Raw genomic sequence first — 26,177 nt, forward strand, 5'->3', positions numbered from 1 at the left:
CAAGGGGTTGGCCGAACGGCCAGGTTGGATTATATGTCATCGATCAGCGTCGGAGGCTGGGAGGAGCCCTGCCCCCGGCTGGGGATCCCCAGGTGCCGCCACGCTGCCGGCGTCGCCACCCGTCCACGCGGGGTCCGGGACAGGAGACCGATGCGCACGAGGAACGGTTCGACCACTGATTCTATCGTCTCGGCCTCTTCGCCGACAGAGACCGCGAGGGTGTTCAGGCCGACCGGTCCTCCGTCGAAGCGCTCGAGGATCGCATGCAGGACGGCCCGGTCGAGACGGTCGAGCCCGAGCGGGTCCACGTCGTACAGTTCGAGCGCCGCGCGCACCGCGTCCACGTCGCCCCGTCCGCCGTGCACGAGCGCGTAGTCGCGCACCCGGCGGAGCAATCGGTTGGCGATGCGCGGCGTGCCGCGGCAGCGCCCGGCGATCTCGGCCAGCGCCTCACGGTCGATGTCGAACTCCAGCATCGTGGCCGCACGCGACAGCACCTGCGTCAACTCGGCGTCGTCGTAGAACTCGAGATGCGCGGTGAAGCCGAAGCGATCGCGCAGCGGGTTGGGCAGGAGACCCGAGCGCGTCGTGGCGCCGACCAGGGTGAACGGCGCGAGGTCGAGGGGGATGGACGTGGCGCCCGCTCCCTTGCCGACCATGATGTCGATGCGGAAGTCCTCCATCGCCAGGTACAGCATCTCCTCCGCGGAGCGCGCCATGCGGTGGATCTCGTCGATGAACAGCACTTCTCCCGGCGTCAGGGACGACAGCAGAGCGGCCAGGTCTCCCGCGTGCTGGATCGCCGGTCCGCTCGACAGGCGCAGCGGGCGCCCGCTCTCGTGGGCGACGATCATCGCGAGGGTCGTCTTCCCGAGGCCGGGAGGGCCGGCGAGGAGGATGTGGTCGGCCGTGCGCTCCTGCATCCGGGCGGCCGTGAGCAGCAGCTGCAGCTGCCCGCGGACCTTCGCCTGGCCGACGAACTCCGCGAGGTTGCGCGGACGGAGGGCGCCCTCGAAGGCGAGCTCCGACTCCGACTCGAGTTCGGGCGCGGTCAGGTCGTCGCTCATCGCGCCGCCTGCTGCGCCGGGCCGAGCCGGGCGAGGGTGAGCCGCAACAGCGTCTGCACGCTGTCGCGCTCGGACTCGGCGGTGTCGGCGACGACCTCGGCGACGGCGTCGGATGCGATGCGCTCCGGCCAGCCGAGCCCGACGAGCGCGACGAGCACGCTGTCGGCGACCGACGACGGCGCGCCGGTCCTCTTCGCCACCGGAGCCGGACGGCGTGCGGCCGCCAGCTTCCCAGTCAGCGACACGACGATGAGCTTGGCCGTTTTAGGTCCGATTCCGGACACTTTGCGGAACGGCGCGTCGTCGTCCGCGGCCACCGCGGCGGCGATGTCGTCCGGCGACAGCACCGAGAGCACGCCGATCGCCGACTTCGGGCCGACACCGGAGACGCCGTTGAGCAGTTCGAAGACCTCCAGCTGCTCTCGATCGGCGAAACCGAACAGCTGCAGGGCGTCCTCCCGCACGATGAGCGAGGTGTGGAGGAACGCCTCCTCGCCCGTGCGCAGAGTGAGCACGTGGTCGGGCGTGCACTGCACGGAGAAGCCGACGCCGCCGACCTCGACGACGGCGGTGCCGCCGACCGCCGAGAGGACGGTGCCGCGGAGGGAGGAGATCACCGTGCAAGCCTACGGGGAGCCGCCGACGCTCGGCTGGAGCGCTCCGCGGCGCGCCACGCGGCCTGCGCGGGGGTGAGGGAGCCGGCCGCTCCCCCGGCATCCTGCGTCACCGGGCCGCCGCGCCAGGCGTGGCAGATCGCGATCGCGAGGGCGTCCGCCGCGTCCGCGGGCTTCGGCGCCTCGTCGAGGCCGAGGATGCGCGCGACCATCGCCTGCACCTGCTTCTTGTCGGCCGAGCCGTAGCCGGTGATCGCCGCCTTCACCTCGCTCGGCGTGTGCAGGCCGACCGGGAGACCGCGCTTGGCAGCCGAGTGCAGCGCCACGCCGCTCACCTGGGCCGTGCCCATGACGGTCCGGAGGTTGTGCTGCGCGAAGACGCGCTCGATCGCGACGACCGCGGGGCCGTGCTCGTCGAGCAGCGCTTCGATCCCGGTCCCCACGGCGAGCAGCCGCTCCTCGAGCGCCATGCCCGGCGGCGTCCGGATGACGGTGACGTCGACCAGGGTCGCGCGGCGGTCGGGGCGCACGTCCACGATCCCGACGCCGCAGCGCGTCAGACCCGGGTCGATACCGAGCACCCGGATCGTCACGGCTTCCGCCTACTCGTCGTCGTCGTCGAGCTGCGCCTGCACCTCGGGGCTGATGTCGAGGTTGGTGTAGACGTTCTGCACGTCGTCCGAGTCCTCGAGCGCGTCGATCAGCTTGAAGACCTTGCGGGCGACCTCGACGTCGGCCTCGACGTTGACCGTGGCGACGAACTCGGCGTCGGCCGAGTCGTAGTCGATGCCGGCGTCCTGCAGCGCGGTGCGCGCGGCCACCAGGTCGGACGCCTCGGTCAGCACCTCGAAACTCTCGCCCCGGTCGGTGACCTCTTCGGCGCCGGCGTCGAGAACCGCGGTGAGGACCGTGTCCTCATCCACGCCGTCGGCGTGCGGGACCACGATGACGCCCTTGCGGTGGAAGTTGTACGCGACGCTTCCCGGGTCGGCCATGGTGCCGCCATTGCGGGTCATCGCCGTGCGCACCTCGGCGGCGGCGCGGTTCTTGTTCTCGGTGAGGCACTCGATCAGCAGGGCGACGCCGCCCGGGCCGTAGCCCTCGTACATGATCGTCGTGTAGTCGATGGACTCACCGGTGAGACCCGCTCCGCGCTTGATGGCGCGGTCGATGTTGTCGTTGGGGACCGAGGTCTTCTTGGCCTTCTGGACCGCGTCGACGAGCGTCGGGTTGCCGGACAGGTCGGCGCCGCCGGTCTTCGCCGCGACCTCGATGTTCTTGATGAGCTTGGCGAAGGACTTCGCGCGGCGGGCGTCGATCACCGCCTTCTTGTGCTTGGTCGTTGCCCACTTGGAATGCCCGGACACTGGTGCTCCCTCGTCTTACGTCTGAAAACTCGTCCATTGTACGCGAGCGGCGTCGCGCACCTTGGACAGGAAGTACTCGTGGAAGCGCGTGTCCCCGGTGATCTCCGGGTGGAACGATGTCCCGATCAGGTTGCCCTGCTCCACCGCGACCACGCGGCCGTCGGCCACGCGCGCGAGCGCGGTCGCCGCGGGGCCGACCTCCTCCACGATGGGGGCGCGGATGAACACGGCGTGCATCGGCTCCTCGCCCACGGCCGGGATGTCGAGGTCGGTCTCGAACGAGTCCACCTGGGAGCCGAAGGCATTGCGCCGCACCGACACGTCCAGGCCGCCGAGGCTCTGCTGACCCGCGATCCCGTCGAGAATGCGATCGGCCAGCATGATGAGGCCGGCGCAGGTGCCGTAGACCGGCAGGCCGCCGGCGATCGCCTCGCGGAGCGGCTCGGCCAGCCCGAACGTGCGCGACAGCTTGTCCATCACGCTCGACTCGCCGCCCGGGATGACCAGGCCGCCGATCTCGTCCAGTTCCGCGGGCCGGCGGATCGGGACCGCGTCGGCGCCCAGCCCGCGCAGGACCGCGAGGTGTTCGCGGAAGTCGCCCTGCAGGGCGAGGACGCCGACCTTCTGTCCGTTACCAGCCACGCTCGGCCAGGCGGTGCGGGGCGGGGAGGTCGCCGACGTTGATGCCGACCATGGCCTCGCCGAGGCCGCGCGACACCTCCGCGATGACCGACGGGTCGTCGTAGAACGTCGTCGCCTTGACGATCGCGGCCGCGCGCTGCGCCGGGTTGCCCGACTTGAAGATGCCCGAGCCGACGAAGACGCCGTCCGCACCGAGCTGCATCATCATCGCGGCGTCCGCCGGGGTGGCCACGCCGCCCGCGGTGAACAGCACGACGGGGAGCTTACCGGTCTCGGCGATCTCGCGCACGAGCTCGTAGGGCGCCTGCAGCTCCTTGGCCGCGACGTACAGCTCGTCCTTGGTCATCGACTTCAGCGCGTTGATCTCCGAGGTGATCTTGCGGATGTGCTTGGTCGCCTCCGACACGTCGCCGGTGCCCGCCTCGCCCTTGGAGCGGATCATCGCGGCGCCCTCGTTGATGCGGCGCAGCGCCTCGCCGAGGTTGGTCGCGCCGCAGACGAAGGGGACGGTGAACTGCCACTTGTCGATGTGGTTGACGTAGTCGGCGGGCGACAGCACCTCGGACTCGTCGATGTAGTCCACATCCAGCGCCTGCAGCACCTGGGCCTCGACGAAGTGGCCGATGCGAGCCTTCGCCATGACCGGGATGGACACCTCGGCGATGATCGCCTCGATCAGGTCCGGGTCGCTCATCCGGGCGACGCCGCCCTGGGCGCGGATGTCGGCCGGGACGCGCTCCAGCGCCATGACGGCGACCGCTCCGGCGTCCTCGGCGATGCGCGCCTGCTCGGGGGTGACGACGTCCATGATGACGCCGCCCTTCAGCATCTCGGCGAGGCCGCGCTTGACCCGGCTCGATCCGATGGTGCTCTGCTCGCTGTCGGTCATGGTCGCCCTCTCGTGCGGTACGCGCAACAAAGTGCGGTACGAAATCTGTTTTGGCCTATGCCGAAGATAGCACTGTCGCCGCGGCTCGATAGACTCGAAGCCTCGGGAGGGACATGGACCAGCAGACCATCACGGGCGCCACGGCGTCCGAGATCGCGGCGAGCGTGCGAGCGCTCCACGAACGCGGCGCGCTGCGGACCGGGGATTCCCTGCCTCCCGTTCGCGAGCTCGCGGCGCAGCTCGGCGTGAACCGCAACACCGCAGTGGCCGCCTACCGCCTGCTCGCCCAGGCCGGCGTCGTCACCGCCCGCGGCCGTGCGGGCACCGTGGTCGCCGGCGTCGCCGCGGTCGCGCAGGAGGGCTACGCGCCCGACAGCGTGCTGCGCGACATCGGGACGGGCAACCCCGACCCGGCGCGCATCCCCGACCTCTCGGGCGCTCTCGCGACAGCCGTCGGGCGACCGGTGCTCTACGGCGAGCCGGTCATCGACCCGGCGCTCGAGGAGCGCGCACTGGCGTGGATCGGCGCCGACCTCCCCGGCCGCCCGGTGCGCATCACGGTCACCAACGGAGCGGTGGATGCCGTCGAGCGGCTGCTCGCCCAGGCCCTGCTCCGCGACGACGCGGTCGCGCTGGAGGATCCGTGCTTCCTGGCGAGCATCCACACCGTCCGGCTGGGCGGCTACCGCGCCGTGCCGGTGCCGGTGGATGCGGAGGGCATGACCGTCGACGGCCTGCGCGCCGCGCTCGACGCGGGCGTCCGTGCCGTGATCTGCACGCCGCGCGCGCAGAACCCGACCGGGGCGACGCTCTCCCCCGCTCGGGCCGCCGCCCTGCGAGCGGTGCTGGCCGACCACCCGTACGTGCTCGTGATCGAGGACGACCACTTCTCGATGCTGTCGCAGCGGCCCTACGAGACGCTGATCGGGCCCGAGCACCGCCGGTACGCGCTCGTGCGCTCGGTGTCCAAGTCGCTCGGGCCGGACATGTGCCTCGCTGTCGCCGCGACCGACCCCGAGACGGCCGACCGGCTGGCGTTCCGGCTCTCCCCCGGCACGACGTGGGTCAGCCACATCCTGCAGCGCCTCGTGCTCGCGCAGCTGACCGACGACGCCGTGCTCGCGCAGGTGGAGGACGCCGGCCGCCATTACGCCGAGCGCAACGCGGCCTTCGCCGCGCGCCTGACCGAGCGCGGGCTGCGCGCCGAGGCCCGCGACGGCCTCAACCTGTGGGTCGAGCTGCCGGTCGAGGCGCGGATCGTCGCCGACAGACTGATGCGGCGCGGCTGGCTCGCGCGCACCGGCGACGAGTTCGTGCTGGGCGACCATCCCGCGCCCTCCCGCCACCTGCGGCTGACAGTGCATGATCTGGACGAGGACGAGACCGAACGTCTGGTGACCGACCTGGCCGACGCCGCGAAGTGACCGCCCGACGAGGTGAGAGGATCGAGGGATGAAGATCCTCTCGATCCAGTCCGCGGTCGCCTACGGTCACGTCGGCAACTCCGCCGCCGTCTTCCCGCTGCAGCGCATCGGCGTCGAGGTGCTGCCCGTGTACACGGTGAACTTCTCCAACCACACCGGCTACGGCGCCTGGCGCGGGCCCCTGATCGCGCCGGACGACGTCCGCGACGTCATCACGGGGATCGAGGAGCGCGGCGTCCTCGGTCAGATCGACGCCGTCCTCTCGGGCTACCAGGGCAGCGAGGGCATCGGCGACGTCATCATCGACGCGGTCGCGCGCGTCAAGGCCGCCAATCCGGACGCCGCCTACGCGTGCGACCCGGTCATGGGCAACGCGAAGTCCGGATGCTTCGTCGCGCCGGCCATCCCGGTCCTGCTGCGCGAGCGCGTGGTCCCCGTGGCCGACATCATCACGCCGAACCAGTTCGAGCTCGGCTTCCTGACCGAGACCTCGCCGGACACCTTGGAGTCGACGCTGGAGTCCGTGGATGCGGCCCGCGCGATGGGTCCGCGCACCGTCCTCGTGACGAGCGTCGAGCGCCCGGACGCCCCGGCCGACACGATCGAGATGCTGGCCGTCGACGACGCGGGCGCGTGGCTCGTGCAGACGCCGCGCCTCCCGATGAAGGCCAACGGCTCCGGCGACGTGACGGCCGCGCTCTTCACCGCGCACTACGTCCGCACCGGCGACGCCGAGCTGGCGCTGCGCAAGACCGTGTCGAGCGTCTTCGACCTGCTCACCCGCACGCTCGAGTCGGGCGAGCGCGAGCTGCAGCTCGTCGAGTCGCAGGAGTCCTACGCCCACCCGCGCGAGCAGTTCGCGGTGACGAAGGTCCGCTGACCGCGCCTCGCCGAGTGGTGACTACATGTCGCCACTCGGCCGGAATGGGAGCCATAACTCACCACTCGGTCGCAGCGGATCGGTCCGAGTGGCCGGTCAGGCCTTCGGCCAGGCGTCGGCGATCGCCTGACGGACCTCGCCCAGGAGCTGAGGCAGCGCCTTGGTGCGGGCGATGATCGGGAAGAAGTTCGCATCCTGAGCCCACCGCGGCACGATGTGCTGGTGCAGGTGCGCCGCGATGCCCGCGCCCGCGACGGCTCCCTGGTTCATACCGATGTTGAACCCGTCGTTGTGCGACACCTCGCGGATGACGCGCATCGCCGTCTGCGTGATGCTGCCGATCTCGGCGACCTCCTCCGGCGTCGCCTCGTCGTACAGCGCGATGTGGCGGTACGGGACGACCAGCAGGTGGCCGCTGTTGTACGGGAACAGGTTGAGCAGCGCGTACGCGTGCGTGCCGCGCGCGACGATCAGCGCGTCCTCATCGCTCATGCTGGGCGCGACGCAGAACGGGCAGTCGTCGTGGCCGGGGTCGCCCTGCTGGATGTAGACCATCCGATGCGGGGTCCACAGCCGCTGGAACTCGTCCGGCACCCCGACCAGGTAGGACGGGTCGTCGACGCGGACGGGAGCATCGGCCCCGTCCGCGCCGGCGCCGTCGTCGTACGACCCGAGGTTCAGTCGTGCCATGCCGTGTCGACCAGCTCGTGCGAGCGGATGCTCTCGACGATGCGCTCGATCGCCTCGTCGACCGTCACGCCGTTGCGCTGCGTGCCGTCGCGGAAGCGGAAGCTGACCGTGCCGGCCGCCGCGTCCTCCTCGCCGACGATCAGCTGGAACGGCACCTTGGCCTTGGTGTGCGTGCGGATCTTCTTCTGCATGCGGTCATCGGAGTGGTCGACCTCGGCGCGCACGCCGCGGGCGCGGAGCCGCGCGAACACGTCGTCGAGGAACGGCGCGTACTGGTCCGCGACCGGGATGCCCACCACCTGCACCGGCGACAGCCACACCGGGAACGCCCCGGCGTAGTGCTCCAGCAGGATGGCGAAGAACCGCTCGATCGAGCCGAGCAGCGCCCGGTGGATCATCGCCGGCTGCTTGCGCGTGCCGTCGGCGGCGTTGTACTCCAGCTGGAACAGCTCCGGCTGGTTGAAGTCGAGCTGCACGGTGGACAGCTGCCAGGTGCGGCCGATCGCGTCGCGCGCCTGGACCGAGATCTTCGGGCCGTAGAACGCCGCCCCGCCCGGGTCGGCCACGAGCTCGAGGCCGGACTCGATCGCGACCTGGCGCAGCGTCTCGGTCGCGGTCTCCCACGACTCGTCGCTGCCGACGTACTTGTCCGGGTCCTTGGTGGAGAGCTCCAGGTAGAAGTCGGTCAGGCCGTAGCCGCGCAGGGTCTCGAGCACGAACTCCAGCTGCCGGGCGACCTCGTCCTTGATCTGGTCCTCCGCCACGTAGATGTGCGCGTCGTCCTGGGTGAGGCCGCGCACGCGGGTGAGGCCGGACAGGGTGCCCGACTTCTCGTAGCGGTACACCGTCCCGAACTCCGACAGGCGGAGCGGGAGCTCTCGGTAGCTGCGGCCGCGCGCCCGGTAGATGAGGTTGTGCATCGGGCAGTTCATGGGCTTGAGGTAGTAGTCCTGCCCCTGCCGGGTGATGTTGCCGTCGGCGTCCCGCTCCTCATCCAGATGCATGGGAGGGAACATGCCCTCCTTGTACCAGTTGAGGTGCTGGCTGGTCTCGAAGAGGTGCGCCTTGGTGATGTGCGGCGTGTTCACCATCTCGTAGCCGTTCGCGATCAGCCGATCGCGCATGTAGTCCTCGATCTCCTTGCGGATGATGCCGCCCTTGGGGTGGAACACCGCGAGGCCGGAGCCGATCTCGTCGGGGAAGGAGAACAGGTCCAGTTCGGCGCCGAGCTTGCGGTGGTCGCGCTTGGCGGCCTCCTCCATGCGGGTCTGGTACGCGCGCAGTTCGTCCTTGCTCGGCCACGCCGTGCCGTAGATGCGCTGCAGCTGCTTGTTCTTCTCGTTGCCGCGCCAGTAGGCCGCGGCGACGCGGGTGAGCGCCCAGCCGTTGCCGATCATGCGGGTGTTCGGGAGGTGCGGACCGCGGCAGAGGTCCTTCCACACCGTCTCGCCCGTCTTCGGGTCGACGTTGTCGTAAATCGTCAGCTCGCCGCCGCCGACCTCGACGCTCTCGCTCTCGTCGAACGCGGCGGTGTCGCCGTGCTGCACGCCGCCCTTGAGGCCGATCAGCTCGAGCTTGTACGGCTCGTCCGCCAACTCGGCGCGCGCCTCGTCGTCGGAGACGACCCGGCGGACGAACCGCTGGCCCGCGCGCTGGATGCGCTGCATCTCCTTCTCGAGCGCCTTCAGGTCCTCCGGGGTGAAGGACTCGAGCACGTCGAAGTCGTAATAGAAGCCGTCGGTGATGGGCGGCCCGATGCCGAGCTTCGCCTCCGGGTTGATCGCCTGGACCGCCTGCGCGAGCACGTGCGCGGTGGAGTGACGCAGGATGTTGAGCCCGTCGGGCGAGTCGATGGTGACCGGCTCGACGACGTCGGTCGTCGTGACGGTGGTCGCGAGGTCCTTCAGCTCGCCGTTGACGCGCATCGCGACAACGGAACGGTCGGTGAAGAGCTCGAAGCCGTCGGCCACCTGTCCACTCCTAGGGTTCTGGTCATCAGGGAACCCTCCAACTCTAGCCGGGTGCCGGAGCGCGACACCTCTTGTGGCCCATACGGGTGCATGCGCGCGCATGGGCCCTCGTCGTAGACTGCCCGTACTGCCCTGCCCGAATGCTTCCGGACGGACCCGACCGACTGGACACCTCTACCTCCCCCACACGAGCGGATGTCCATCATGAGAATCGGTACCCTTGCGACGACCGGAGCGCTGCTCCTGTCCCTCATCGGAGCCTCTCCCGCTCTGGCTGCCACGCCGGAACCGGAGCCGACTCCCCCAGCCACCAGCACGCCGGCGCCCACCGCCGATCCGGCCGCGCCCGCGCCCACGGCCGCACCGAGCGCCGCGCCCACGGAGCCTGCTGCCCCCTCCTCGCCCGAGCCGTCGCCATCGACGTCGACGCCTGCTGCGGACCCCAGTCTCGCCGTGCAGGACGCCGCGGGCGACCATGCCATGGGCTCCACCATCGAGGCCGTCGAGGGCCCGGCCGCCGGCGCCCGCACGATCACGCCGAAGGCGTCCCTGGGCGTGGGCGGCGTGCTCGGGATGGACGTCAGCGGCTGGCAGCCGACGGTCGACTGGAACGCGATGTGGGCGAACGGCGCCCGCTTCGTCTACATCAAGACGACCGAGAGCACGGACTACGTGAGCTCGCACTTCCCGTCGCAGTGGGCCGGTGCGACCAACGTCGGGATGATCCGCGGCGCCTACCACTTCGCCACCCCGAACACGACGGACGGCGCCACGCAGGCCCGCTACTTCGTCGCGCACGGCGGCACGTGGGCGCCCGACGGCCGCACCCTCCCGCCGCTGCTCGACATCGAGTACGCGACCGACGGCAGCGGCACGTGCTGGGGCCTCTCCCCGGCGGCCATGAGCCAGTGGATCCGCGACTTCGTCGGCACCATGAAGGCACTGACCGGTATCGAGCCGGCGATCTACTCCACCGCCAACTGGTGGAACCAGTGCACCGGCTCCAACAACACCTTCGGCGCCTACCCCCTGTTCGTCGCCCGCTACGGCACGTCCACCCCGGGTGCGCTGCCGGCGAGCTGGCTCAACTGGACCATGTGGCAGTTCGCCAGCTCCGGCGTCTTCGCGGGCGACCAGGACATCTTCAACGGCAACTACGCCCAGCTGCAGGCCTTCGCCTTCGGCGCGAACAGCCACCCGCCGGTCGGCGCGTACGACACCGCGACCGTCACCTCCGGCCAGCCGTTCCGCGTGACGGGATGGGCGTTCGACCTGACGAACCTCGCGGCGGCCGTCCAGATCCAGGTCTCGTGGAGCACGCCCGCCGGGAACACGACGACGACGGCCACCGCCAACCTGTCGCGTCCGGACGTCGGAGCCGCCTATCCCGCAGCGGGTGGCACGCACGGCTTCTCGATCACGACGCCGTGGGCCGGGTACGGCCAGTACGGGGCGTGCATCACCGTGATCGCGCTGCCGGGCGACCGAGCGGGCAACAGCTCGCTCGGCTGCAAGACGGCCTTCATCTCCGCCGCGACGGCGACCGCCCCGACGGCGCAGCGCCTCACCGGGTCGGACCGCTTCGCCACCGCTGTCGCCATCTCGCAGGACCGCTACCCGAACGCGGGCGTCCCCGTCGTCTACATCGCCTCGGGTCTCGACTACCCCGACGCCCTCGCCGCCGCCCCGGCGGCCGCGGCGCAGCGGGGACCGGTGCTGCTGACGACGAGCTCCAGCGTGCCGTCCGCCACCCTGACCGAGGTGAACCGGCTGAAGCCGCAGAAGATCGTGGTCGTCGGCGGCCCGAACGCTGTCGGCGACGCCGCCGCCGCACAGCTCTCCGCCGTCGCGCCGGTCACCCGCCTGGGCGGCGGCGACCGGTACGAGACGGCGCAGAGGATCGCGGCGTACGCCTTCCCGAACGCCACGAAGGCGTACGTGGCGAGCGGGTTCGGCTTCGCCGACGCCCTCTCGGCCGGCCCCGTCGCCGCCAAGCTGGGCGCTCCGCTCCTCCTGGTCGGCACTCCCAACCTGGACGCGGGGACCCAGGCCTTCCTGTCGGCCCGCTCGATCAAGCAGGTGACGATCGTCGGCGGCACCAGCGTCGTCTCCCCGCTGTGGGCGCAGGGCGCGCAGTCCGCGGGCATCACGGTCACCCGGATCGGCGGCTCGTCGCGCTTCGAGACCAGCACGCAGATCACCGCCACCGCCTTCGGCGCGAACGCGGGCCAGAACGTCTACATCGCCTCCGGCGTGAACTGGCCGGACGCCCTCGTCGCCGCCGCGGCCGCGGGCTCCGTGCCCAAGCCGCTGCTGCTCAGCAACAGCGGATGCGTCCCGCGCACGGTCGGCGACCAGCTGGTCCGCCTGGGCACGACGTCGATGAAGGTCGTGGGAGGCACGGACGCACTGACCGCGGACGTGAACTCGCTCGGAGTCTGCTTCGTCGGCTGAGTCCCGACCACACACCGAGGGCCGTGTCCCCCGCCCAACGGACGGGAGGCACGGCCCTCGTGTCGTGCGCTACGCGGTGAGTGCTACTGGGTGAGTCCGGCGAAGAACGCCGGGCCGTTGGGCGTCCCGACTCCGGTCGCGGTGTCGTAGCCCTTGGTGCTGTGGAGCGTCTGGCTGGGCGACTCCTGCGTCCGCAGGCTGTAGCTCAGTCCGCCCGCAGCGCTCTCGCTGTCGACGTAGTTGACCCGGAGGACCGACGGGAGCGGCGCGTTCACGCCCGTCCCGAACTGGTCGGCCTGGTCGACGTCGTAGAACGCCGAGCCGCCGGTCTTGTAGGCCGCGTAGATGCGCGGGTTGAGGAACCCGAGCGGCGCTCCGGCGACCTGGTTGGCCACGGCCGCGATGCCCGCGGTCAGCGGGGCAGCGACCGAGGTGCCGCCGATGCGGTACTCGTCGTAGTACGTCCCGTTGCTGAACGTCTGCGTCTGGCCGACCAACAGGCCGGTGTTCGGGTCGGCGAGGGCGCTGATGTCCGGCACCAGTCGTCCCGACGCGGAGCCCACGGCGGCCGCCTGGTACGCGGGCTGCGCGAACAGACGGCTCACGCCGCCTCCCCCGCCGCCGTTGAACGTGCCAGGCAGCGGACCGGCCAGAGTGCCGTTCAGCAGGTACGGCGCGCTGGAGATGTGGTCCGTGGGCGTCGGCGTCACCGGGTCGAGACCCGTCTGCCAGCCGACCTCGAAGGAGCGCTTCCACCCGGTGTGGTTGAGCGGCGAAGCCGGGTCGTCGATCGCGCCGTAGCCGAGCGCCGGAGCGGTCCCGGTGGGGACGACGGACGCGGAGGATCCGCCGACCGCGGTCACGAACGGGCTATCGGCGTAGAAGTCGACCGTCGGCGTGCCGAAGTTGCCCACCTCATCCCCCGAGTCGCCGCTGGAGACAAACACGCCGACTCCGGTCGCGGCGGCCTCGATGAACGTGTTGTTGAGGCTGTTGACGAAGCCCTGCGGCACCGCCTCACCCGCGAACCCGTAGCTGATCGAGAGGATGCTCGCGAGGTGCTTGTCCACGATGTGGTTGACGGACGCGTCGAAGTCCTGACGCGCGTTCGCCGACGCGACGTAGAGGAGGTTCGCTCCCGGCGCCGTCGTGTGGATGGCCTCCGCGTCCAGGGTCTCCTCGCCGTAGTAGTCGCCGGGGACCTGCTGCGGGGTGTCCGGGTGCTTGTACACACCGGGCGCCACGAGCTGCGTGATCTTCGGCGCGGGCAGGTTGTGCAGGCTGCTGTACTTCGTCACATCCTGGACCAGCGTCGGGCTCGCGTTCGCGCCGACGAACGCGACCGTCTGGCCGCTGCCGTCCGCGGCGACCTGATCGAGGCCGTAGAGTCCGCGCACCTGGGCAGGCGTGTAGCCGCACGGCGCGATCGGCTTCGTGGTCGTCCCGTACGCCGGGGCGTTCGGCATCGAGACCGTCTTCTCTCCATACCAGAGCGAGCACGGCTGCCCGGCGCGGAAGCCGACCGACGGCGCACCGTGGTTCTGCTTCGGCGCGTTTCCGTTGCCGGTGGTGTTCGTCGGCTGGATGAGCGACGCGCCCTGGTCGAGGCCGGCGACGCTCTCCACGATTCCGGCCAGCGACGACGGGACGCTGACCGCCGACTCCGGAGCCCGCAGCGTCGTGCCGTAGGCGCTGTACTCGCCCAGGGTCACACCGAATGCGCTCTGCGCCTGGGCGACGGTGCCCTCGGCCGAGACATACCGGTTGTTGGAGGGCGTGTCGACGACGCTGAAGCCCGCCCCGCGCAAGAACTGCTGCACCGCCACCACGCTCGACTGGCTCGGCGCGAACTGCTGGCGGAACGCCTGCGGGGTGAGGTACTTCCGGTACGACGACGAGCCGGGCGTGGAGACCGCGAGCGCGGTCGCGGCTGCCGCGTCGGCGTTGCGCCACGGCAGGTACACGCGGATGTCGACCGGGTCGCCGGCGGGGGCGGCGGAGCGGAGCGCCTTGGCGTTCGCCCACGCGGGCTGGCTCCCCGGGAGGGCGTTCCTGCCCGGAGCCGCTGCAGCCGGCGTGGCGGCCGCGGCGGCAAAGAGAAGGGCCGCGCCGGCGGTGACGGCTGCGGCCCTGAGGGTTCTCGAAGTGGTGCGCATGATGTCCTTTCATCGATGCGGGATGCGCGCTGGTCGGCGCCCTTCGATCCAACAACCCGGGATGGGGGCGGACCAAGGAATCCAGTCTGAGAAATCGCTCAGGGAGAAGGCCGCGGTCACACCGGATGGTGGGGCCCCTGCGCGTACGGTGCGGGACGTGGCGACCTCCCGATCCCTCCTCGACCGCACCTTCTTCGTGACGCTGGTGCTGAAGGGCCTGGACGGGGTCATCGAGCTGGTCGCGGGCGTAGCGCTGCTGCTGGTGTCGCCCGCCCAACTCGAGGCGGCCGCCCGTGCGCTGACACGGCATGAGCTGCGGGAGGACCCGCACGATCCGGTCGCGCACTGGTTGCTCCACTACACGGGCGATCTCAGCGTGTCGGCGACCCTGTTCGGCGCCGTCTACCTGCTGGTGCACGGCGTCGTGAAGGTGTTCCTCGTGGTGGCGGTGCTGCGCGACAAACTGTGGGCGTATCCCTGGCTGATCGGGTTCCTGGTCGCGTTCATCGGCTGGCAGGGGTACGAACTCGTGCGGCACTTCACGTGGGGGCTCGCCGCGCTGACGGCGTTCGATATTTTCATCGTGGTGCTGACGGTGCGGGGGTACCGCGTCCACCGCGCGCGGCGGCGGGAGCAGGATGGTGCCCGCGAGAGAGAGGCGGCCGGCGAAGCCTGAGATGCTCCCCGTCGCCCTTGCGCGCCGGCCACCTGCTCCTACACTCGGCTCATGCAGACGCATGACGTGGTCGTGATCGGTGCGGGGCTGGCGGGTCTGCGGTGCGCCGCGTCGCTCGCGGAGCAGGGCCGCGAGGTGGTCGTCCTGGAGGCCGCGGATCGCGTCGGCGGCCGCCAGCGGACCGACCATGTCGACGGCTTCACCCTCGACCGCGGATTCCACGTGCTGAACACCGCCTACCCGGCCGTCCGCTCGGCGGTCGACGTCTCCGCCCTCTCGGTCGCGGCCTTTCCGACCGCCGTACGGGTGCGACGTCCCGACGGCTCGCTGGTTACGCTCGCGCATCCGCTCCGGCATCCCGGGCTGCTTCCGGCGACGCTCGCCAGTGGACTTCCGACGCCTCGAGACCTGGCCGGTCTCGCGCGGTGGTTCGGGCCGATCGCCCTCCGGCCGCGGAGAACGGTCGCGCGTCCCGACCGCACACTCGCGGAGGGATGGGATGCTGCGGGCCTCACCGGTCCGCTCCGGACAGAGGTGCTGTCGCCGTTCTTCGCCGGAGTCCTCGCAGACGCGACGGAGTCGACCTCCGACACGTACGTCCGCCTTCTCGCGCGATCATTCCTTCCCGCCGCGGCCGGGCTCCCGCGCGCGGGCATCGCGGCGCTCCCCACCGCGCTCGCCGCCCGGGCGGTTGCGGCAGGAGCGGACATCCGCCTCGGGCACGCCGTGAGCGGATTGCAGCGGCGCGACGGTCGCTGGCAGGTGGACACACCCGGCGGGACGCTGTCCGCGCGGGATGTCGTCGTGGCGGTGGGCGCCGAGGCGGTCGAGGGTCTGATGGACGTGCCGACGCCGGCGACCCGAGGACTGCAGACCTGGTGGTTCGCGGCCGAAGGGGCTCCGCCATCCCGCTATCTGACGATCGACGGCGCTGGGAACGGCCCGATCGTCAACGCGCTGGCCATCTCGTCGACGATCCCGGAGGCGGCGCCGCCGGGAAAGCACCTGGTGCAGGCGACCTGCCTGTGGTCCGCCGGGGACGGCGCGAGCGAGGCCGAGGTGCGCGCCCAGCTCGCCCGGCTGTACGGCCCGGCCTCGTCGGCGTGGCGGCTGCTCCGCCGCGACGACATCCCGCACGCGCTTCCGGCGCTGCCCCCGCCGATGCGGCGCGCGTCTCCGGCCCGGATCGGCCGAGGCCTGCACATCGCGGGCGATCACCGCGAGACGCCGTCGATCCAGGGGGCGCTGCAGTCGGGGGTGCGGGCGGCGACGTCGGTGCTGGCGGGCTAGCCGTCGGACGGGTCACACTGGACGCGTGCCCGACGGAGGGGGTTCGCTGTGGATGTGACGACCCGGCATGTGATCAGGCCTTTGACCCTGGAGACCTACCCGGCCTGGCTGGCGCTCGCCCAGAAGCACAACGGCGTCTGGGGCGGGTGCTACTGCTCGTACTTCCACGGCGACACGGCGGACACCGTCAAGCGCGAGTACGACGGCCCCACCTTCAAGCAGCGGCTCGTCGCGGAGGGGGTGGCCCACGCCGCCCTCGTCTTCGAGGGTGACGACGCCATCGCGTGGTGCGAGTACGGCAGCCCCGACGAACTGCCGAACATCTACCACCGCAAGCAGTACGACGCAGGCGAGTCCCGGCCGGCGCCGTGGCGCATCACCTGTTTCTTCGTCGACCGCGACCACCGTCGCACCGGGGTCGCGCGGGAGGCGCTGGATGGGGCACTCGAGCTGATCGCCCGGGCGGGCGGCGGCGAGGTGGTGTCGTTCCCCAACGAGCTCGCGCCCGGGAAACGGACGTCCTCATCCTTCCTCCACAACGGCACGCGGGCCATGTTCGAGAAGGCGGGGTTCACGTTCGAGCGCCACATCGGCAAGAGCAAGACGGTGATGCGCATCACCGTCGCGCCGGTTGCCGACTGACATCTGCCCTGCCGGACGAGGCGCGCCACTCCGAGGCCAGAAGCGACCAGACCTGCTTGTCGTAGAAGACGTCGCCCACCGGCCACGCTTCGCGAAGCACGCCCTCGAGCGTCATGCCCAGACGACGGGCGACCGCCGAGCTCCGGTCGTTGTCGCTGCGGCACCTCCACTCGGCGCGGTGCATCCCGCGCTCGTCGAAGGCATAGGCGAGCAGTTCCCGCACGGCACTCGTGATGTGACCGTGCCCCTCGGCGCCGGGTTCGAGCCAGCATCCGATCTCGAACGAGCCCGTCGCCGTGGAGAACTCGACGAACATCACGCCACCGACGAGGACGCTGTCCACCCAGATCCCGTAGATTCCTGCGCCGTCCCGGGCCGCCCGCTCGGCGTAGCGACCGAGGGTGGTGCGCGCGCCCGCCACATCGTTCGTGACGAACGACGGGCCCACCCAGGGGCGGATGTGCTCCCGCGCGCGGTCCAGATGGGCGGCGAACTCCTCGGCACGCCATGGCTCCAACGGCCGGAGGCTGGCGCCGGAGCTCAAGGTCGTAGAGAACATGCGCACACGTTACCGTCCCGATACGAAAAAAGCCCCGTTCAGGGGCTCTTTCTCTTGGTGGGCGATACTGGGATCGAACCAGTGACCTCTTCCGTGTCAGGGAAGCGCGCTACCGCTGCGCCAATCGCCCGAATCCGAACTCAGGAGCTCAGAATCGAGGTGGATACGGGATTCGAACCCGTGTATACGGCTTTGCAGGCCGCTGCCTCGCCTCTCGGCCAATCCACCGAACGCCACAACACGGAAAAACCGTACCGTACCTGAGAGGCCCGATCTGAAGACCGGGCCGACTCGAGCGGATGACGAGACTCGAACTCGCGACCCTCACCTTGGCAAGGTGATGCGCTACCAACTGCGCTACATCCGCATTTCGTTCCGCAGTTCCCTGCGGCACTTGAAAGACTCTAGCCGATCCGCGCGCCCAAGACAAAACCGATGACGCCTGCCGGGTGTGTCGCCTGCCGCGTCGGTGTCGATGTGCGTTCGACCCTCCGAGTCGGCTAGTATCGGAACTCGCAGCCGCTTGGCTGCGAGCGGGCGATTGGCGCAGTTGGTAGCGCGCTTCCTTCACACGGAAGAGGTCATCAGTTCGAGTCTGGTATCGCCCACCACGAAGAAACCCCCGGTCAGGCCGGGGGTTTCTTTTTGTCGCGACCGCGCCGGAGGGCGGTCACGCGCACCGAAGGCGGAGCGGAACGTCCGGATCGATGACCGCATCGAGTCCCAGATCGACGTCCGGGACAAGCCGCCCCTCCGCGACGAGGAGTCGAAGGGCGCCCGTCACCGCGGCGACCGTCGCCGCGAACCGTATGGCGAGTGACCTCACGGTCGTCTGCACGCCTGCCTCACCCGACCATGCGATCGCGTATCGCAGGTCTTCCGCGAGCAGAGCGTGAAGTCGTATGAGCGTGGCCACCCGCATGCGGCGGATAGTGGCTTCATCCGCACCGTTCCGAGCCTGATGCGCCCAGGCAGGTTCGGGGGACGGATTCGGGATCAGCAGTTCCTGACCGCTGCGCCTCTCGACGAGCAGGAGGCCGAGGTCACGCATAGCATCGATGGCTCGACCGGTTGTCAGCGGTGCCTGCCGTCCCGTCAATTCGGCGAGCGGGTCAGCTTCAGACAGCGGCTGGACGATGACGTCGTCGAGCGCGTCGGCCCAGGTGGACTCCCCCTGCTGCTTCCAGGTACGGAGTCTGCGTGCCAGGGCGTCGGCCGTGGCCGGTCCATGCTCCGACCAGAGCGCCTGGCAGATGGAACGGAAGGAAGCCGAACGCGAGAGCAGGTCGTCCCAGCCGCTGCTCCCAACGGCGCCCCCTGCTGCAGACCACGGGTCGGACCACGCCGCGTGCAGGCCGCCCTCACCGGCGAGGCGACGAGGACCTCCTGCGAGGGGCTGGAACTCATCGTCCGCCGGGAAGAACCGGAACAGCCACTCCTCGGGCTGCAGCGCATCCCCTGAGGTGCCGTCGCTGTAGGTGTACCGGTGCCTGCCGCGGGCGAACACTTGGACGCGCGCGTTGCCGATGCCATCGACGTCGAGACGGACTTCGCCCGGATCGAAGCCGGCGATGATGAGCGGGCCGTCACCGGGGACCTCGGCGAAAGGGAGCTCGTCGAAGTCCTCCCACGACTCGTCGAACGGCGGGCGCGCATCCCATCTCTCTGCACGGACGTGGACCCGGGCGTACTTGGTGCCGCACACAACGTGGACCGCTCCGGGCGCGGAAAGCGCGAAGATGCCGATGTCGGCGACCCAGTTCATCGACTGCTGAAGATGGAGGATGGCGAAGTCTGTGTCGAGGGTTGTCTCGACGGATGTCATCATGGCCACACCGCGATGGTCGCAGTCCCCTCGTCGACGCCGCCATCCCACCAACGCGGGCCAGCGGTTCTCGTCTCCGCCGTCTCCGGAGGCGCCTGCTCCGCCGTCAGACGGACTGCCGATCCCCGGCGTCCGCCTGACCGCGGGCACGCCGCCGGCGGCGGAGCGCGCCGATCACGACGGGCGCGACGGAGATCGCGACGACGACGATCATCAGCACGTCGATGTTGTTCGCGACGAACGGGATGCCGCCGAGGAGGACGCCCAGCAGCACCATCACGATGACCCAGCTGACGCCGCCGAGGGCGTTCCAGAGCAGGAACCGCCGGTAGCGCATGTTCGCGATGCCGGCGGAGAGCGGGACGTAGGTGCGCACGAAGGGGACGAAGCGGCCGAGGACCAGCGACGGTCCGCCGTAACGGGCGAAGAACGCCTCCGCCGCTTCGAGCCGTTCGGTCTTCAGCACGCGGGCGTCCGGCTTGAACAGGCGCCGTCCGTAGCGCTTTCCGAGCCAGTAGCCCGCCTGGTCCCCGAGGAACGCGGCCACGATCGCTACGGCCGCCACCTGCCACACCTGGATGCCGAGGTTCGGCGCGAGGATCGCCGCCGTGATCAGCAGCGAATCCCCCGGCAGGAACGGGAACAGGAGTCCCGACTCGATGAAGACGACGACGGCGATGCCGACGAGCACCCATGGTCCGAACGCATGCAGCCATGTGGATGCGTCGAGCAGGGGAATGGACGTGTGCACGATGGATCCTCCGGGGCAGCCGAGCGCGAGCCTCACGAGTTGTACGCTCGCGGCGCTCCGAGGGCCAGACCTTCTCAGGCGCTACAGAGGGGAGGGCTGAACGATCGTTCAGATGCGCACGTCTTCACGGCACGATCCTTCAGAGGTGCGCGTACGGCCGGCCGCCCTCGTCGAGGATCGTCACCAGTTCACCGCGGCAAGGCTTCCGGGTCCAGGTTGAGAATCGCGTCCTCGTAGAGGTTGCCCTGCGCGTCGAAGGCCGCCTGGGACGGGTTCAGCCACAGCAGGTCCTGCAGCGTGATGCCGAAGCGCTCGGCCACATACCCCGGCAGGTCGCCGTGGCCCACCCGGTAGCTCGCAGGCGCGCCCGACGGCGTGGTGGCGGTGACCATGCCTCCGGCGAGGGGACGAGCTCCCCCGTCGACCGGGTGGACGTTGGTCTCACGCGTCGGCACCGACCAGCGGACCGTGTCCACCGCGAGCACCTTGCCGGGGCCGAGTTCGACCGGGACGCCGTCGGCGGAGGCGACCGACGAGTACGTGACGAGTGCGACGAGGTCGGCGGGAGCCGCCCCGATGTTCGCCGACGACGGCGCGGCGGGCGATGTCGTGGGGCCGCCGAGCGGGTGGTCGCCCATGCCGTGGAAGACGACGCCGTCCCCGACGCGCGGCGGCACCTCCAGGAGGGTGACCGATACCGGGATGGGCGCGGTGTTCGTGAAGCCCGAGTACTGAGCCGAGTAGGTGTTGTCGCCGTTGGAGACCATCCGGTAGTGGAAGTGGATGCTGCCCTTCGGCGAGGCGACGTCGCCCTGCGCGACAACGGTGCCTGCCGGCACGGGGGTGAGGTACGGCGCGGGCTGCGGCGGGAGGCTCGGGGTGGCCGGCGGCGGGGAGGACGTCGGCTGCGAGGGCGTCGGGGTGGCCGGGGTCGGCGACGAGGTCGGATGGGCGGTGGCGGTCGCCGAGCGATGCGGACGACTCCCCGCGGTCGCCGCGGTCGGCGCGCACCCGGCGAGAATGGCGACCACCGCAACCGCGGAGACCAGAGCGGTAGCGGGTCTTCTCAGGCGTCGTACGGGCACCGCTTCATCCTGGTGCCTCGGCGACGGGAGAACAAGAGGTATCGGATCTGGCCGCAGTGATCGACGGAGTTCGGGTGTCGAATCTCCGACCATTGTCAGTTCGGGCAGGAGTTTCGGACGCGGAGTCCCGGGATCTCCGTCGCTCACCGCCACCCGTACCGCGCCGACAGCGCCCGCCGCACCGTCTCGTACGGGCGCGCGTCGAGGGCCGCCCCCTCGCGGCGCATCCCGGACTGGTGCAGCCGGAACACGCGGTCGATCCGGACGAAGCTGGGGCGGTGGCGGCCATCCCAGTCCCCCGAGCCGATCGCCAGGTACTCCGGTCGTCCGGGGTGTTCCTGGCTGGTCAGCGCCACCGCCAGCACGGTCCCGCCCGGCTCGCTCGCCACGACGAGGACCGGGCGGTCCTTTCCGCGCCCGTCGGCCTCCTCGTAGGGCACCCAGGTCCAGACGATCTCGCCCGGGTCGGCGTCGCCGTCCAGGCGCGGTTCGTACGAGGTCCGGATGCGGCCGAGCGACCGCGGGTCGACCTGCTGTGTGGCGCCGGGACCGGCGCGACCGGGCTCAGCGGCCGGGGTCGGCCTGGCGGGCGACGCCGTCCGCGACGGGCGCAGCATCGCGCTCAGGGAGGACAGGACGCTGCGCAGGGAGGCCACGTCCGGCACCATAGCGGATGCGGGTGAGCCCCGCCGTGAAGCGCAGCGCCAGCGCCAGAAGCAGCGACGCCGTGGTCGCGTAGAGCAGCACGGCCATCCCGGCGATGCCCTGGGCGATGAACAGGTCGAAGTTGCCGCTGTCGACCATGCCGCTCCCGCTGGCGAACAGGCCGGGGAACAGCAGCCCGACCAGTCCCCCGACGATCGTCACGACGCAGAGCGTCAGGGACGGCCCGAAGCGCGCGCGGGCGGCGAGGTCGACCATCGTGGCGCAGGCCAGCGCCGACAGCGCACCGACGAGCATCGCCCAGCCGAGCGTGAGCACACCGGAAGCGGCAGTCACCGACACGAGGCCGGCGAAGGCGCCCCACAGCGCACTGGTGAGGGCCGGGCGCCGCAGGAGCACCGCATCCACCACCATCCACATCAGCACACCGGTCGCGGACGCCACGAACGCCCCGATGGCCATCAGCGGCGCGTACGCGTCGAGTGAGCCCTCGGAGCCGACCACCAGGCCCAGCCATCCCACCCAGAGCGCGGCGCCGCCGAACGCCAGCAGCGACGGTGTGACGGGATGCGGCTGCTGGTGCTCACCGCGTCCGCACGCGAGCAGCACGCCCACGGCGCTTCCGCCCGCGGCGACGATCGGCAGGGCTCCCCCGAAGTCGACCACGCGGAGGCCGGCGACGGCCCAGCCGTCGTCCAGCGAGAACACCCCGTACGCGACGGGGAAGACGACGAGCGGCAGCCAGAGGACGGTGAACACGATCCACGCGCGCAGGGTGAGCCGCGAGGCGACGGCCACGGCGACGACGGACGTGCACAGCACGAGCACGGCGATGACGTATCCGGCGCGGGCGAGCGGGTAGGGGGACGCGGCGGCCGGGTCGGTGCCGGCGAGCGACGCCAGGCCGGGGTCGGGCATCCCGAGCAGGTGACCGATCAGCGGGGAGCCCGCGACCATCCCGTAGCCTCCGGCCACCGCGAGGACGACGGTGACCGCGAGGCCGAGCAGCACGAACCGGAACGCTCGCGCCGCCCGGGCGCGGCCGCCGAGGCCCCCGACGTAGAACGCCAGCCCGAAGGCGGCGAGCAGCACGAGCGCGCCGCAGAAGAACAGGAGCAGCGCATCCACCTGGTCGGGCGTGGCCTGCGCCGCGGTGCTCCCTCGAACCGGAATCACCCTCTCACCCTAGCGAGGCCGAACGACGGGACGGGGCGCCGCCAGCAGGCGACGCCCCGTCCGTGTCGGGCAGAAGGACGGTCAGACCGTCTCGAGCGCGTAGCCCTCCTCGCCGTGCACGACGGTGTCGACGCCGGCCAGCTCGTCCTCGTTCTTGATGCGGAAGCCCATCGTCCGCTGGATGACCCAGCCGATCGCGTAGGCCAGGACGAAGGAGTAGATCAGAACCGCGAAGGCACCGACCGCCTGGACGGCCAGCTGGTAGAAGCTGCCGCCGTAGAGGAGGCTGGAGAACTGGTCCGTGGCCTCGCCCTTGCTGTTGTAGACGTGGGTGAAGCCGAAGATGCCGATCCAGAGGGTACCGATGAGGCCGCCGACCAGGTGGATGCCGACCACGTCGAGCGAGTCGTCGAAGCCGAGGCGGAACTTCAGGTCGATCGCCAGCGCGCAGACGGCACCGGCGACGAGGCCGAGGAGGATCGCGAAGCCCGGGGTCAGGATGTTACAGGCCGGGGTGATCGCGACCAGACCCGCGACGGCACCGGACGCGGCGCCGATGGACGTGGGCTTGCCGTCCTTGATCTTCTCGACGATCAGCCAGCCGATGGTCGCGGCTGCGGGGGCTGCGAGGGTGTTGACCCAGGCGATCGCGGCGACGCCGTCGACCGCGGCCTCGGAACCGGCGTTGAAGCCGAACCAGCCGAACCACAGCAGGGCAGCGCCGAGAAGGGTCAGCGGGACGTTGTGCGGCTTGGACATCCCCTTCTGGAACCCGACGCGCTTGCCGAGGACGAGGGCCAGGGCGAGACCCGCGGCACCGGCGTTGATGTGGACCGCGGTACCACCGGCGAAGTCGTTCACGTGGAGGACGGCGGGAGCCCAGCCGTCGGCGAGGTTGAACACCCAGTACGCGACCGGGAAGTAGACGACCGTCACCCAGATGCCGGCGAACACCATCCACGAGCCGAACTTGGCGCGGTCGGCGATCGCGCCCGAGATCAGGGCCACGGTGATGATGGCGAAGGTCGCCTGGAAGCCGGCGAACGCGAGACCGCCGAGGTCGGGGGTGATGCCGTCCTTGCCCATCAGGCTCGACAGGAACCAGTCCGGGGTGCCGAGGAAGTGAGGGATGGAGGCGGGGCCGAACGCGAGACCGTAGCCGTAGACGACCCAGAGGACGCCGACGAGGGCCATCGCGCCGAAGCTCATCATCATCATGCTGATGACGCTCTTGGCCCGAACCATGCCGCCGTAGAAGAAGGCGACGCCGGGGGTCATCAGCAGGACGAGGGCCGCGGCCACGAGGAGCCACAGGGCGTTGACCGTCCCTGCCTCCGCGTAGTCCGCTGCTGTGTGGAGCACCATGCGAATCATCTGCCTCTCTGTGCAAGCCCCGCGGGTTCATGGGGGTTTCGGGGTGGAGCCAGTTTCGAGCCGAGAGGTTTCCGTGGAGGGATGCTCGTGTTTCGCGGTTGTTACGCATCCGGGTCGCGTGTAAACACTGTGTTTCCGGATACTGCCGATGCGCCGCGCAGGCGTAGGGAAACAGCCGGGTCGTCGGCTGGACGGCGGAAGGGAGGTGCGGCGTGAGCCCACAGCGTATCCAGCTGAGCCGCCGCAAAGGCTGGCGCAAACCCGAGAACACGGTCGTCGTCGCGAGGCCGACGAGGTGGGGCAACCCGTTCCCGGTCGCCGAGCTCGGGCGCGAGCGCGCGATCGCCGCGTTCCGTGCGATGCTCGACGACCCCGCGGAGCGAGTCGCGGTGGGCTACCCGGACCCGGAGGAGATCCGCGCCCGGCTCGCCGGCAGGAACCTGGCCTGCTGGTGCCGGCTCGATCAGGCGTGCCACGCCGACGTGCTGCTGGAGGTCGCGAATCGGCGACCGACGGCCTAGGCCGCCACCTTCTCCCGCACCTGCCGCTTGGCGCGGCCGAGCAGAGCCGACATGCCGCGGATGCGCAACGGCGAGACCGCCTGCGTGAGGCCGAGGGTCTGCGGGAAGTCGTCGGGCACCGCCAGCACCTCGTCGGCGGTGAGACCTTCGAGGCCCTGGACCAGGATGGATGCGAAGCCGCGCGTGGTGGGCGCCTCCTGCGGGGCGGTCGCGTACAGGTGCACGATGCCGTCGGCATCCACCTCGACGAAGATGAACACGGGCGCCTGGCACTCCTCGACCCGCTCGAACAGGTCGGGGTGGTCGCGGTAGCGCTCGGGCAGCTCCGGCAGCTCGTCGGAGAACTCCAGCAGCAGCTGCAGCCGGTCGTTCTGCTCCAGCGCCTGGAAGTCGTCGCGGATCTCGGCGAGCGCGCCCGTCAGTTCAGTCACCCTTCAAGGCTACGTCGGATTCGGGGACACCCGGTCAGCGGGCCGGGACCACGCCCGGCTCGGCACCCGTGACGATCGGGACACGCACGGCCGAGCCCCACTCCGTCCACGAACCGTCGTAGTTGCGGACGTTCTCGAAGCCGAGGAGGTGGGTGAGCACGAACCAGGTGTGGCTGGACCGCTCGCCGATGCGGCAGTAGGCGATGACGTCGTCGCCGGGCTTCAGCCCGGCGCCCTCGAGGTAGACCTGCTCAAGCTCGGCGCGGCGCTTGAAGGTCGCGTCCGGTGCGGCCGCCTTCGCCCACGGCACCGACTTCGCCGACGGGATGTGGCCGGCGCGCAGGGCGCCCTCGGTCGGGTAGCCGGGGATCTCGGTGCGCTCGCCGCTGTACTCCTCCGGCGAGCGCACGTCGATCAGCGGCTGCGTTCCGAGGGCGGCGAGCACGTCGTCCTTGAAGGCGCGGATCACGGTGTCGTCGCGCTCGACGACCGGGTAGTCGACAGGGGTCGGCTGAGGGACGTCGCGGGTCAGCTCACGCCCTTCGGCGATCCACTTGTCGCGGCCGCCGTCGAGGAGGCGGACGTCGTCGTGACCAAACAGCGTGAACACCCAGAGGGCGTACGCGGCCCACCAGTTGTTCTTGTCGCCGTAGATCACCACCGTGGTGTCGCGCGCGATGCCCTTCGAGCCGAGCAGTTCGGCGAAGCGCTCGGAGCTGACGTAGTCGCGCACGACCGGGTCGTTGAGGTCGGTGTGCCAGTCGATCTTGACCGCCCCGGGGATGTGGCCGGTGTCGTAGAGCAGCACGTCCTCATCGGACTCGACCACGACGAGCCCCGGTTCGCCCAGGCGGCCGGCGAGCCATTCGGTGCTCACCAGCCGTTCCGGATGCGCGTAGCCGGCGAACTCGGGCGACGGGTCGGTCTCGATGGTCATGCGTGTGTCCCTCCCGGAGACGAGGTGAGGTCGCGGGGATAGGCTGGAGAGCCTGCGACGCCAAGGAATCTACGTCCAGCGTAGGCGGCTGAGA

General features: G+C 70.6%; 25 protein-coding genes and 4 tRNA genes. 8 read left to right on the forward strand and 21 right to left on the reverse strand.

All coding sequences use genetic code 11. The features are described 5' to 3' along the window. Nucleotides 1–29: 29 nt before the first annotated feature. The 6 genes from ruvB to pdxS are packed head-to-tail and all read right to left on the reverse strand — an operon-like array spanning nt 30 to nt 4,579. Nucleotides 30–1,067, reverse strand: a complete 1,038-nt coding sequence (ruvB, locus tag AB0P25_RS18245) for a Holliday junction branch migration DNA helicase RuvB (RefSeq protein ID WP_363809233.1) — start codon at nt 1,065–1,067, stop codon at nt 30–32. Continuing rightward, on the reverse strand, nt 1,064–1,684 hold the full coding sequence (ruvA, locus tag AB0P25_RS18250) for a Holliday junction branch migration protein RuvA (RefSeq protein ID WP_363809234.1): 621 nt from the start codon (nt 1,682–1,684) through the stop codon (nt 1,064–1,066). The genes ruvB and ruvA overlap by 4 nt, the downstream gene beginning before the upstream one ends. Continuing rightward, on the reverse strand, nt 1,681–2,268 hold the full coding sequence (gene ruvC, locus AB0P25_RS18255) for a crossover junction endodeoxyribonuclease RuvC (protein WP_363809353.1): 588 nt from the start codon (nt 2,266–2,268) through the stop codon (nt 1,681–1,683). Before ruvC ends, ruvA begins: the two co-directional genes overlap by 4 nt. A 15-nt stretch (nt 2,269–2,283) precedes the next feature. Continuing rightward, nucleotides 2,284–3,048 (reverse strand): YebC/PmpR family DNA-binding transcriptional regulator, encoded by a 765-nt coding sequence (locus AB0P25_RS18260; RefSeq protein ID WP_121261256.1) that lies wholly within the window; start codon nt 3,046–3,048, stop codon nt 2,284–2,286. A 15-nt stretch (nt 3,049–3,063) separates the two neighbouring features. Continuing rightward, nucleotides 3,064–3,690, reverse strand: a complete 627-nt coding sequence (gene pdxT / locus AB0P25_RS18265; protein ID WP_363809236.1) for a pyridoxal 5'-phosphate synthase glutaminase subunit PdxT — start codon at nt 3,688–3,690, stop codon at nt 3,064–3,066. After that, complete coding sequence (gene pdxS / locus AB0P25_RS18270; RefSeq protein WP_363809237.1) at nt 3,680–4,579, reverse strand: pyridoxal 5'-phosphate synthase lyase subunit PdxS; 900 nt, start codon at nt 4,577–4,579, stop codon at nt 3,680–3,682. Before pdxS ends, pdxT begins: the two co-directional genes overlap by 11 nt. A gap of 113 nt (nt 4,580–4,692) precedes the next feature. Between pdxS and AB0P25_RS18275 the strand changes: the two genes are divergently transcribed. Further along, nucleotides 4,693–6,003 carry an aminotransferase class I/II-fold pyridoxal phosphate-dependent enzyme gene (locus AB0P25_RS18275; protein ID WP_363809238.1) on the forward strand — a complete coding sequence of 437 codons (1,311 nt, stop codon included), beginning with the start codon at nt 4,693–4,695 and terminating at the stop codon, nt 6,001–6,003. 28 nt (nt 6,004–6,031) lie between these two features. After that, on the forward strand, nt 6,032–6,883 hold the full coding sequence (gene pdxY, locus AB0P25_RS18280; protein WP_363809240.1) for a pyridoxal kinase PdxY: 852 nt from the start codon (nt 6,032–6,034) through the stop codon (nt 6,881–6,883). Between the two features lie 96 nt (nt 6,884–6,979). Here the strand turns inward: pdxY and AB0P25_RS18285 are convergent, their stop codons facing one another. Together AB0P25_RS18285 and thrS are read right to left on the reverse strand one after the other, a co-directional pair. After that, entirely contained in the window at nt 6,980–7,573 is a 594-nt protein-coding gene (locus tag AB0P25_RS18285; protein ID WP_363809241.1) for an HIT domain-containing protein, read from the reverse strand. Continuing rightward, a complete protein-coding gene (gene thrS, locus AB0P25_RS18290) occupies nt 7,561–9,543 on the reverse strand; it encodes a threonine--tRNA ligase (protein WP_363809242.1) in 1,983 nt (660 codons plus the stop codon). The genes AB0P25_RS18285 and thrS overlap by 13 nt, the downstream gene beginning before the upstream one ends. A gap of 204 nt (nt 9,544–9,747) precedes the next feature. Between thrS and AB0P25_RS18295 the strand changes: the two genes are divergently transcribed. Further along, a complete protein-coding gene (locus AB0P25_RS18295; RefSeq protein ID WP_363809244.1) occupies nt 9,748–11,997 on the forward strand; it encodes a cell wall-binding repeat-containing protein in 2,250 nt (749 codons plus the stop codon). 83 nt (nt 11,998–12,080) lie between these two features. Here the strand turns inward: AB0P25_RS18295 and AB0P25_RS18300 are convergent, their stop codons facing one another. Then, a complete protein-coding gene (locus AB0P25_RS18300; RefSeq protein WP_363809245.1) occupies nt 12,081–14,153 on the reverse strand; it encodes a S53 family peptidase in 2,073 nt (690 codons plus the stop codon). Nucleotides 14,154–14,310: 157 nt separating this feature from the next. Here AB0P25_RS18300 and AB0P25_RS18305 point away from each other — a divergent pair, with 157 nt between their 5' ends. From AB0P25_RS18305 to AB0P25_RS18315, 3 genes are read left to right on the forward strand one after another with little or no spacing between them, the layout of a single operon-like run. Beyond that, on the forward strand, nt 14,311–14,829 hold the full coding sequence (locus tag AB0P25_RS18305) for a DUF2127 domain-containing protein (RefSeq protein ID WP_363809247.1): 519 nt from the start codon (nt 14,311–14,313) through the stop codon (nt 14,827–14,829). Nucleotides 14,830–14,880: 51 nt separating this feature from the next. Then, complete coding sequence (locus tag AB0P25_RS18310) at nt 14,881–16,119, forward strand: FAD-dependent oxidoreductase (RefSeq protein ID WP_363809249.1); 1,239 nt, start codon at nt 14,881–14,883, stop codon at nt 16,117–16,119. A gap of 48 nt (nt 16,120–16,167) precedes the next feature. Further along, nucleotides 16,168–16,761: a GNAT family N-acetyltransferase gene (locus AB0P25_RS18315; RefSeq protein WP_363809251.1), complete on the forward strand. Its 594-nt coding sequence runs from the start codon at nt 16,168–16,170 to the stop codon at nt 16,759–16,761. On the opposite strand, the gene AB0P25_RS18320 is transcribed toward AB0P25_RS18315, so the two are convergent. From AB0P25_RS18320 to AB0P25_RS18335, 4 genes are all read right to left on the reverse strand, one after another. Beyond that, on the reverse strand, nt 16,736–17,320 hold the full coding sequence (locus AB0P25_RS18320; RefSeq protein ID WP_363809253.1) for a GNAT family protein: 585 nt from the start codon (nt 17,318–17,320) through the stop codon (nt 16,736–16,738). The two genes, AB0P25_RS18315 and AB0P25_RS18320, sit on opposite strands and share 26 nt — an antisense overlap. A gap of 55 nt (nt 17,321–17,375) precedes the next feature. Then, nucleotides 17,376–17,450 (reverse strand) — tRNA-Val (locus AB0P25_RS18325). A 27-nt stretch (nt 17,451–17,477) separates the two neighbouring features. Continuing rightward, nucleotides 17,478–17,548: transfer RNA gene (locus AB0P25_RS18330), tRNA-Cys, on the reverse strand. A gap of 66 nt (nt 17,549–17,614) precedes the next feature. Continuing rightward, nucleotides 17,615–17,687, reverse strand: a tRNA-Gly gene (locus AB0P25_RS18335). 168 nt (nt 17,688–17,855) lie between these two features. Here AB0P25_RS18335 and AB0P25_RS18340 point away from each other — a divergent pair. Further along, a tRNA-Val gene (locus AB0P25_RS18340) sits at nt 17,856–17,931 on the forward strand. Nucleotides 17,932–17,990: 59 nt separating this feature from the next. On the opposite strand, the gene AB0P25_RS18345 is transcribed toward AB0P25_RS18340, so the two are convergent. From AB0P25_RS18345 to AB0P25_RS18370, 6 genes are all read right to left on the reverse strand, one after another. Next, the gene (locus tag AB0P25_RS18345) at nt 17,991–19,145 is read right to left on the reverse strand and encodes a hypothetical protein (protein WP_363809255.1); all 1,155 of its coding nucleotides are present in this window, start codon (nt 19,143–19,145) and stop codon (nt 17,991–17,993) included. A 106-nt stretch (nt 19,146–19,251) separates the two neighbouring features. Then, on the reverse strand, nt 19,252–19,896 hold the full coding sequence (locus tag AB0P25_RS18350; protein WP_363809256.1) for a VTT domain-containing protein: 645 nt from the start codon (nt 19,894–19,896) through the stop codon (nt 19,252–19,254). 188 nt (nt 19,897–20,084) lie between these two features. Next, nucleotides 20,085–20,981 (reverse strand): LysM domain-containing protein, encoded by an 897-nt coding sequence (locus tag AB0P25_RS18355; RefSeq protein ID WP_363809257.1) that lies wholly within the window; start codon nt 20,979–20,981, stop codon nt 20,085–20,087. Nucleotides 20,982–21,124: 143 nt separating this feature from the next. Further along, a complete protein-coding gene (locus AB0P25_RS18360) occupies nt 21,125–21,637 on the reverse strand; it encodes a type II toxin-antitoxin system PemK/MazF family toxin (RefSeq protein WP_363809259.1) in 513 nt (170 codons plus the stop codon). Continuing rightward, a complete protein-coding gene (locus AB0P25_RS18365) occupies nt 21,546–22,820 on the reverse strand; it encodes an ammonium transporter (RefSeq protein ID WP_363809260.1) in 1,275 nt (424 codons plus the stop codon). Before AB0P25_RS18365 ends, AB0P25_RS18360 begins: the two co-directional genes overlap by 92 nt. A gap of 81 nt (nt 22,821–22,901) precedes the next feature. Then, nucleotides 22,902–24,185, reverse strand: a complete 1,284-nt coding sequence (locus AB0P25_RS18370) for an ammonium transporter (RefSeq protein WP_363809261.1) — start codon at nt 24,183–24,185, stop codon at nt 22,902–22,904. 221 nt (nt 24,186–24,406) lie between these two features. Between AB0P25_RS18370 and AB0P25_RS18375 the strand changes: the two genes are divergently transcribed. After that, entirely contained in the window at nt 24,407–24,715 is a 309-nt protein-coding gene (locus AB0P25_RS18375; RefSeq protein ID WP_363809263.1) for a DUF4326 domain-containing protein, read from the forward strand. On the opposite strand, the gene AB0P25_RS18380 is transcribed toward AB0P25_RS18375, so the two are convergent. Both AB0P25_RS18380 and AB0P25_RS18385 read right to left on the reverse strand, forming a co-directional pair. After that, nucleotides 24,712–25,146, reverse strand: coding sequence for a SufE family protein (locus AB0P25_RS18380; RefSeq protein ID WP_363809265.1), 435 nt, complete (start codon nt 25,144–25,146; stop codon nt 24,712–24,714). The genes AB0P25_RS18375 and AB0P25_RS18380 overlap by 4 nt on opposite strands. Nucleotides 25,147–25,180: 34 nt before the next feature. Then, nucleotides 25,181–26,083 carry a sulfurtransferase gene (locus AB0P25_RS18385; RefSeq protein WP_363809267.1) on the reverse strand — a complete coding sequence of 301 codons (903 nt, stop codon included), beginning with the start codon at nt 26,081–26,083 and terminating at the stop codon, nt 25,181–25,183. Nucleotides 26,084–26,177: the final 94 nt, after the last annotated feature.

This window comes from Leifsonia sp. NPDC077715 (assembly GCF_040686855.1).
In the GTDB taxonomy this organism is placed as follows: Bacteria; Actinomycetota; Actinomycetes; order Actinomycetales; family Microbacteriaceae; genus Leifsonia.

What these genes read in the sequence shown, in the direction of transcription:
- AB0P25_RS18385 (WP_363809267.1), bottom strand. Translation starts at nt 26,083, where the DNA reads ATGACCATCGAGACCGACCCGTCGCCCGAGTTCGCCGGCTACGCGCAT.
- AB0P25_RS18370 (WP_363809261.1), bottom strand. Translation starts at nt 24,185, where the DNA reads ATGGTGCTCCACACAGCAGCGGACTACGCGGAGGCAGGGACGGTCAAC.
- ruvB (WP_363809233.1), bottom strand. Translation starts at nt 1,067, where the DNA reads ATGAGCGACGACCTGACCGCGCCCGAACTCGAGTCGGAGTCGGAGCTC.
- AB0P25_RS18310 (WP_363809249.1), top strand. Translation starts at nt 14,881, where the DNA reads ATGCAGACGCATGACGTGGTCGTGATCGGTGCGGGGCTGGCGGGTCTG.
- AB0P25_RS18320 (WP_363809253.1), bottom strand. Translation starts at nt 17,320, where the DNA reads ATGTTCTCTACGACCTTGAGCTCCGGCGCCAGCCTCCGGCCGTTGGAG.
- AB0P25_RS18295 (WP_363809244.1), top strand. Translation starts at nt 9,748, where the DNA reads ATGAGAATCGGTACCCTTGCGACGACCGGAGCGCTGCTCCTGTCCCTC.
- AB0P25_RS18285 (WP_363809241.1), bottom strand. Translation starts at nt 7,573, where the DNA reads ATGGCACGACTGAACCTCGGGTCGTACGACGACGGCGCCGGCGCGGAC.
- pdxS (WP_363809237.1), bottom strand. Translation starts at nt 4,579, where the DNA reads ATGACCGACAGCGAGCAGAGCACCATCGGATCGAGCCGGGTCAAGCGC.
- pdxY (WP_363809240.1), top strand. Translation starts at nt 6,032, where the DNA reads ATGAAGATCCTCTCGATCCAGTCCGCGGTCGCCTACGGTCACGTCGGC.
- AB0P25_RS18300 (WP_363809245.1), bottom strand. Translation starts at nt 14,153, where the DNA reads ATGCGCACCACTTCGAGAACCCTCAGGGCCGCAGCCGTCACCGCCGGC.
- AB0P25_RS18345 (WP_363809255.1), bottom strand. Translation starts at nt 19,145, where the DNA reads ATGACATCCGTCGAGACAACCCTCGACACAGACTTCGCCATCCTCCAT.
- AB0P25_RS18275 (WP_363809238.1), top strand. Translation starts at nt 4,693, where the DNA reads ATGGACCAGCAGACCATCACGGGCGCCACGGCGTCCGAGATCGCGGCG.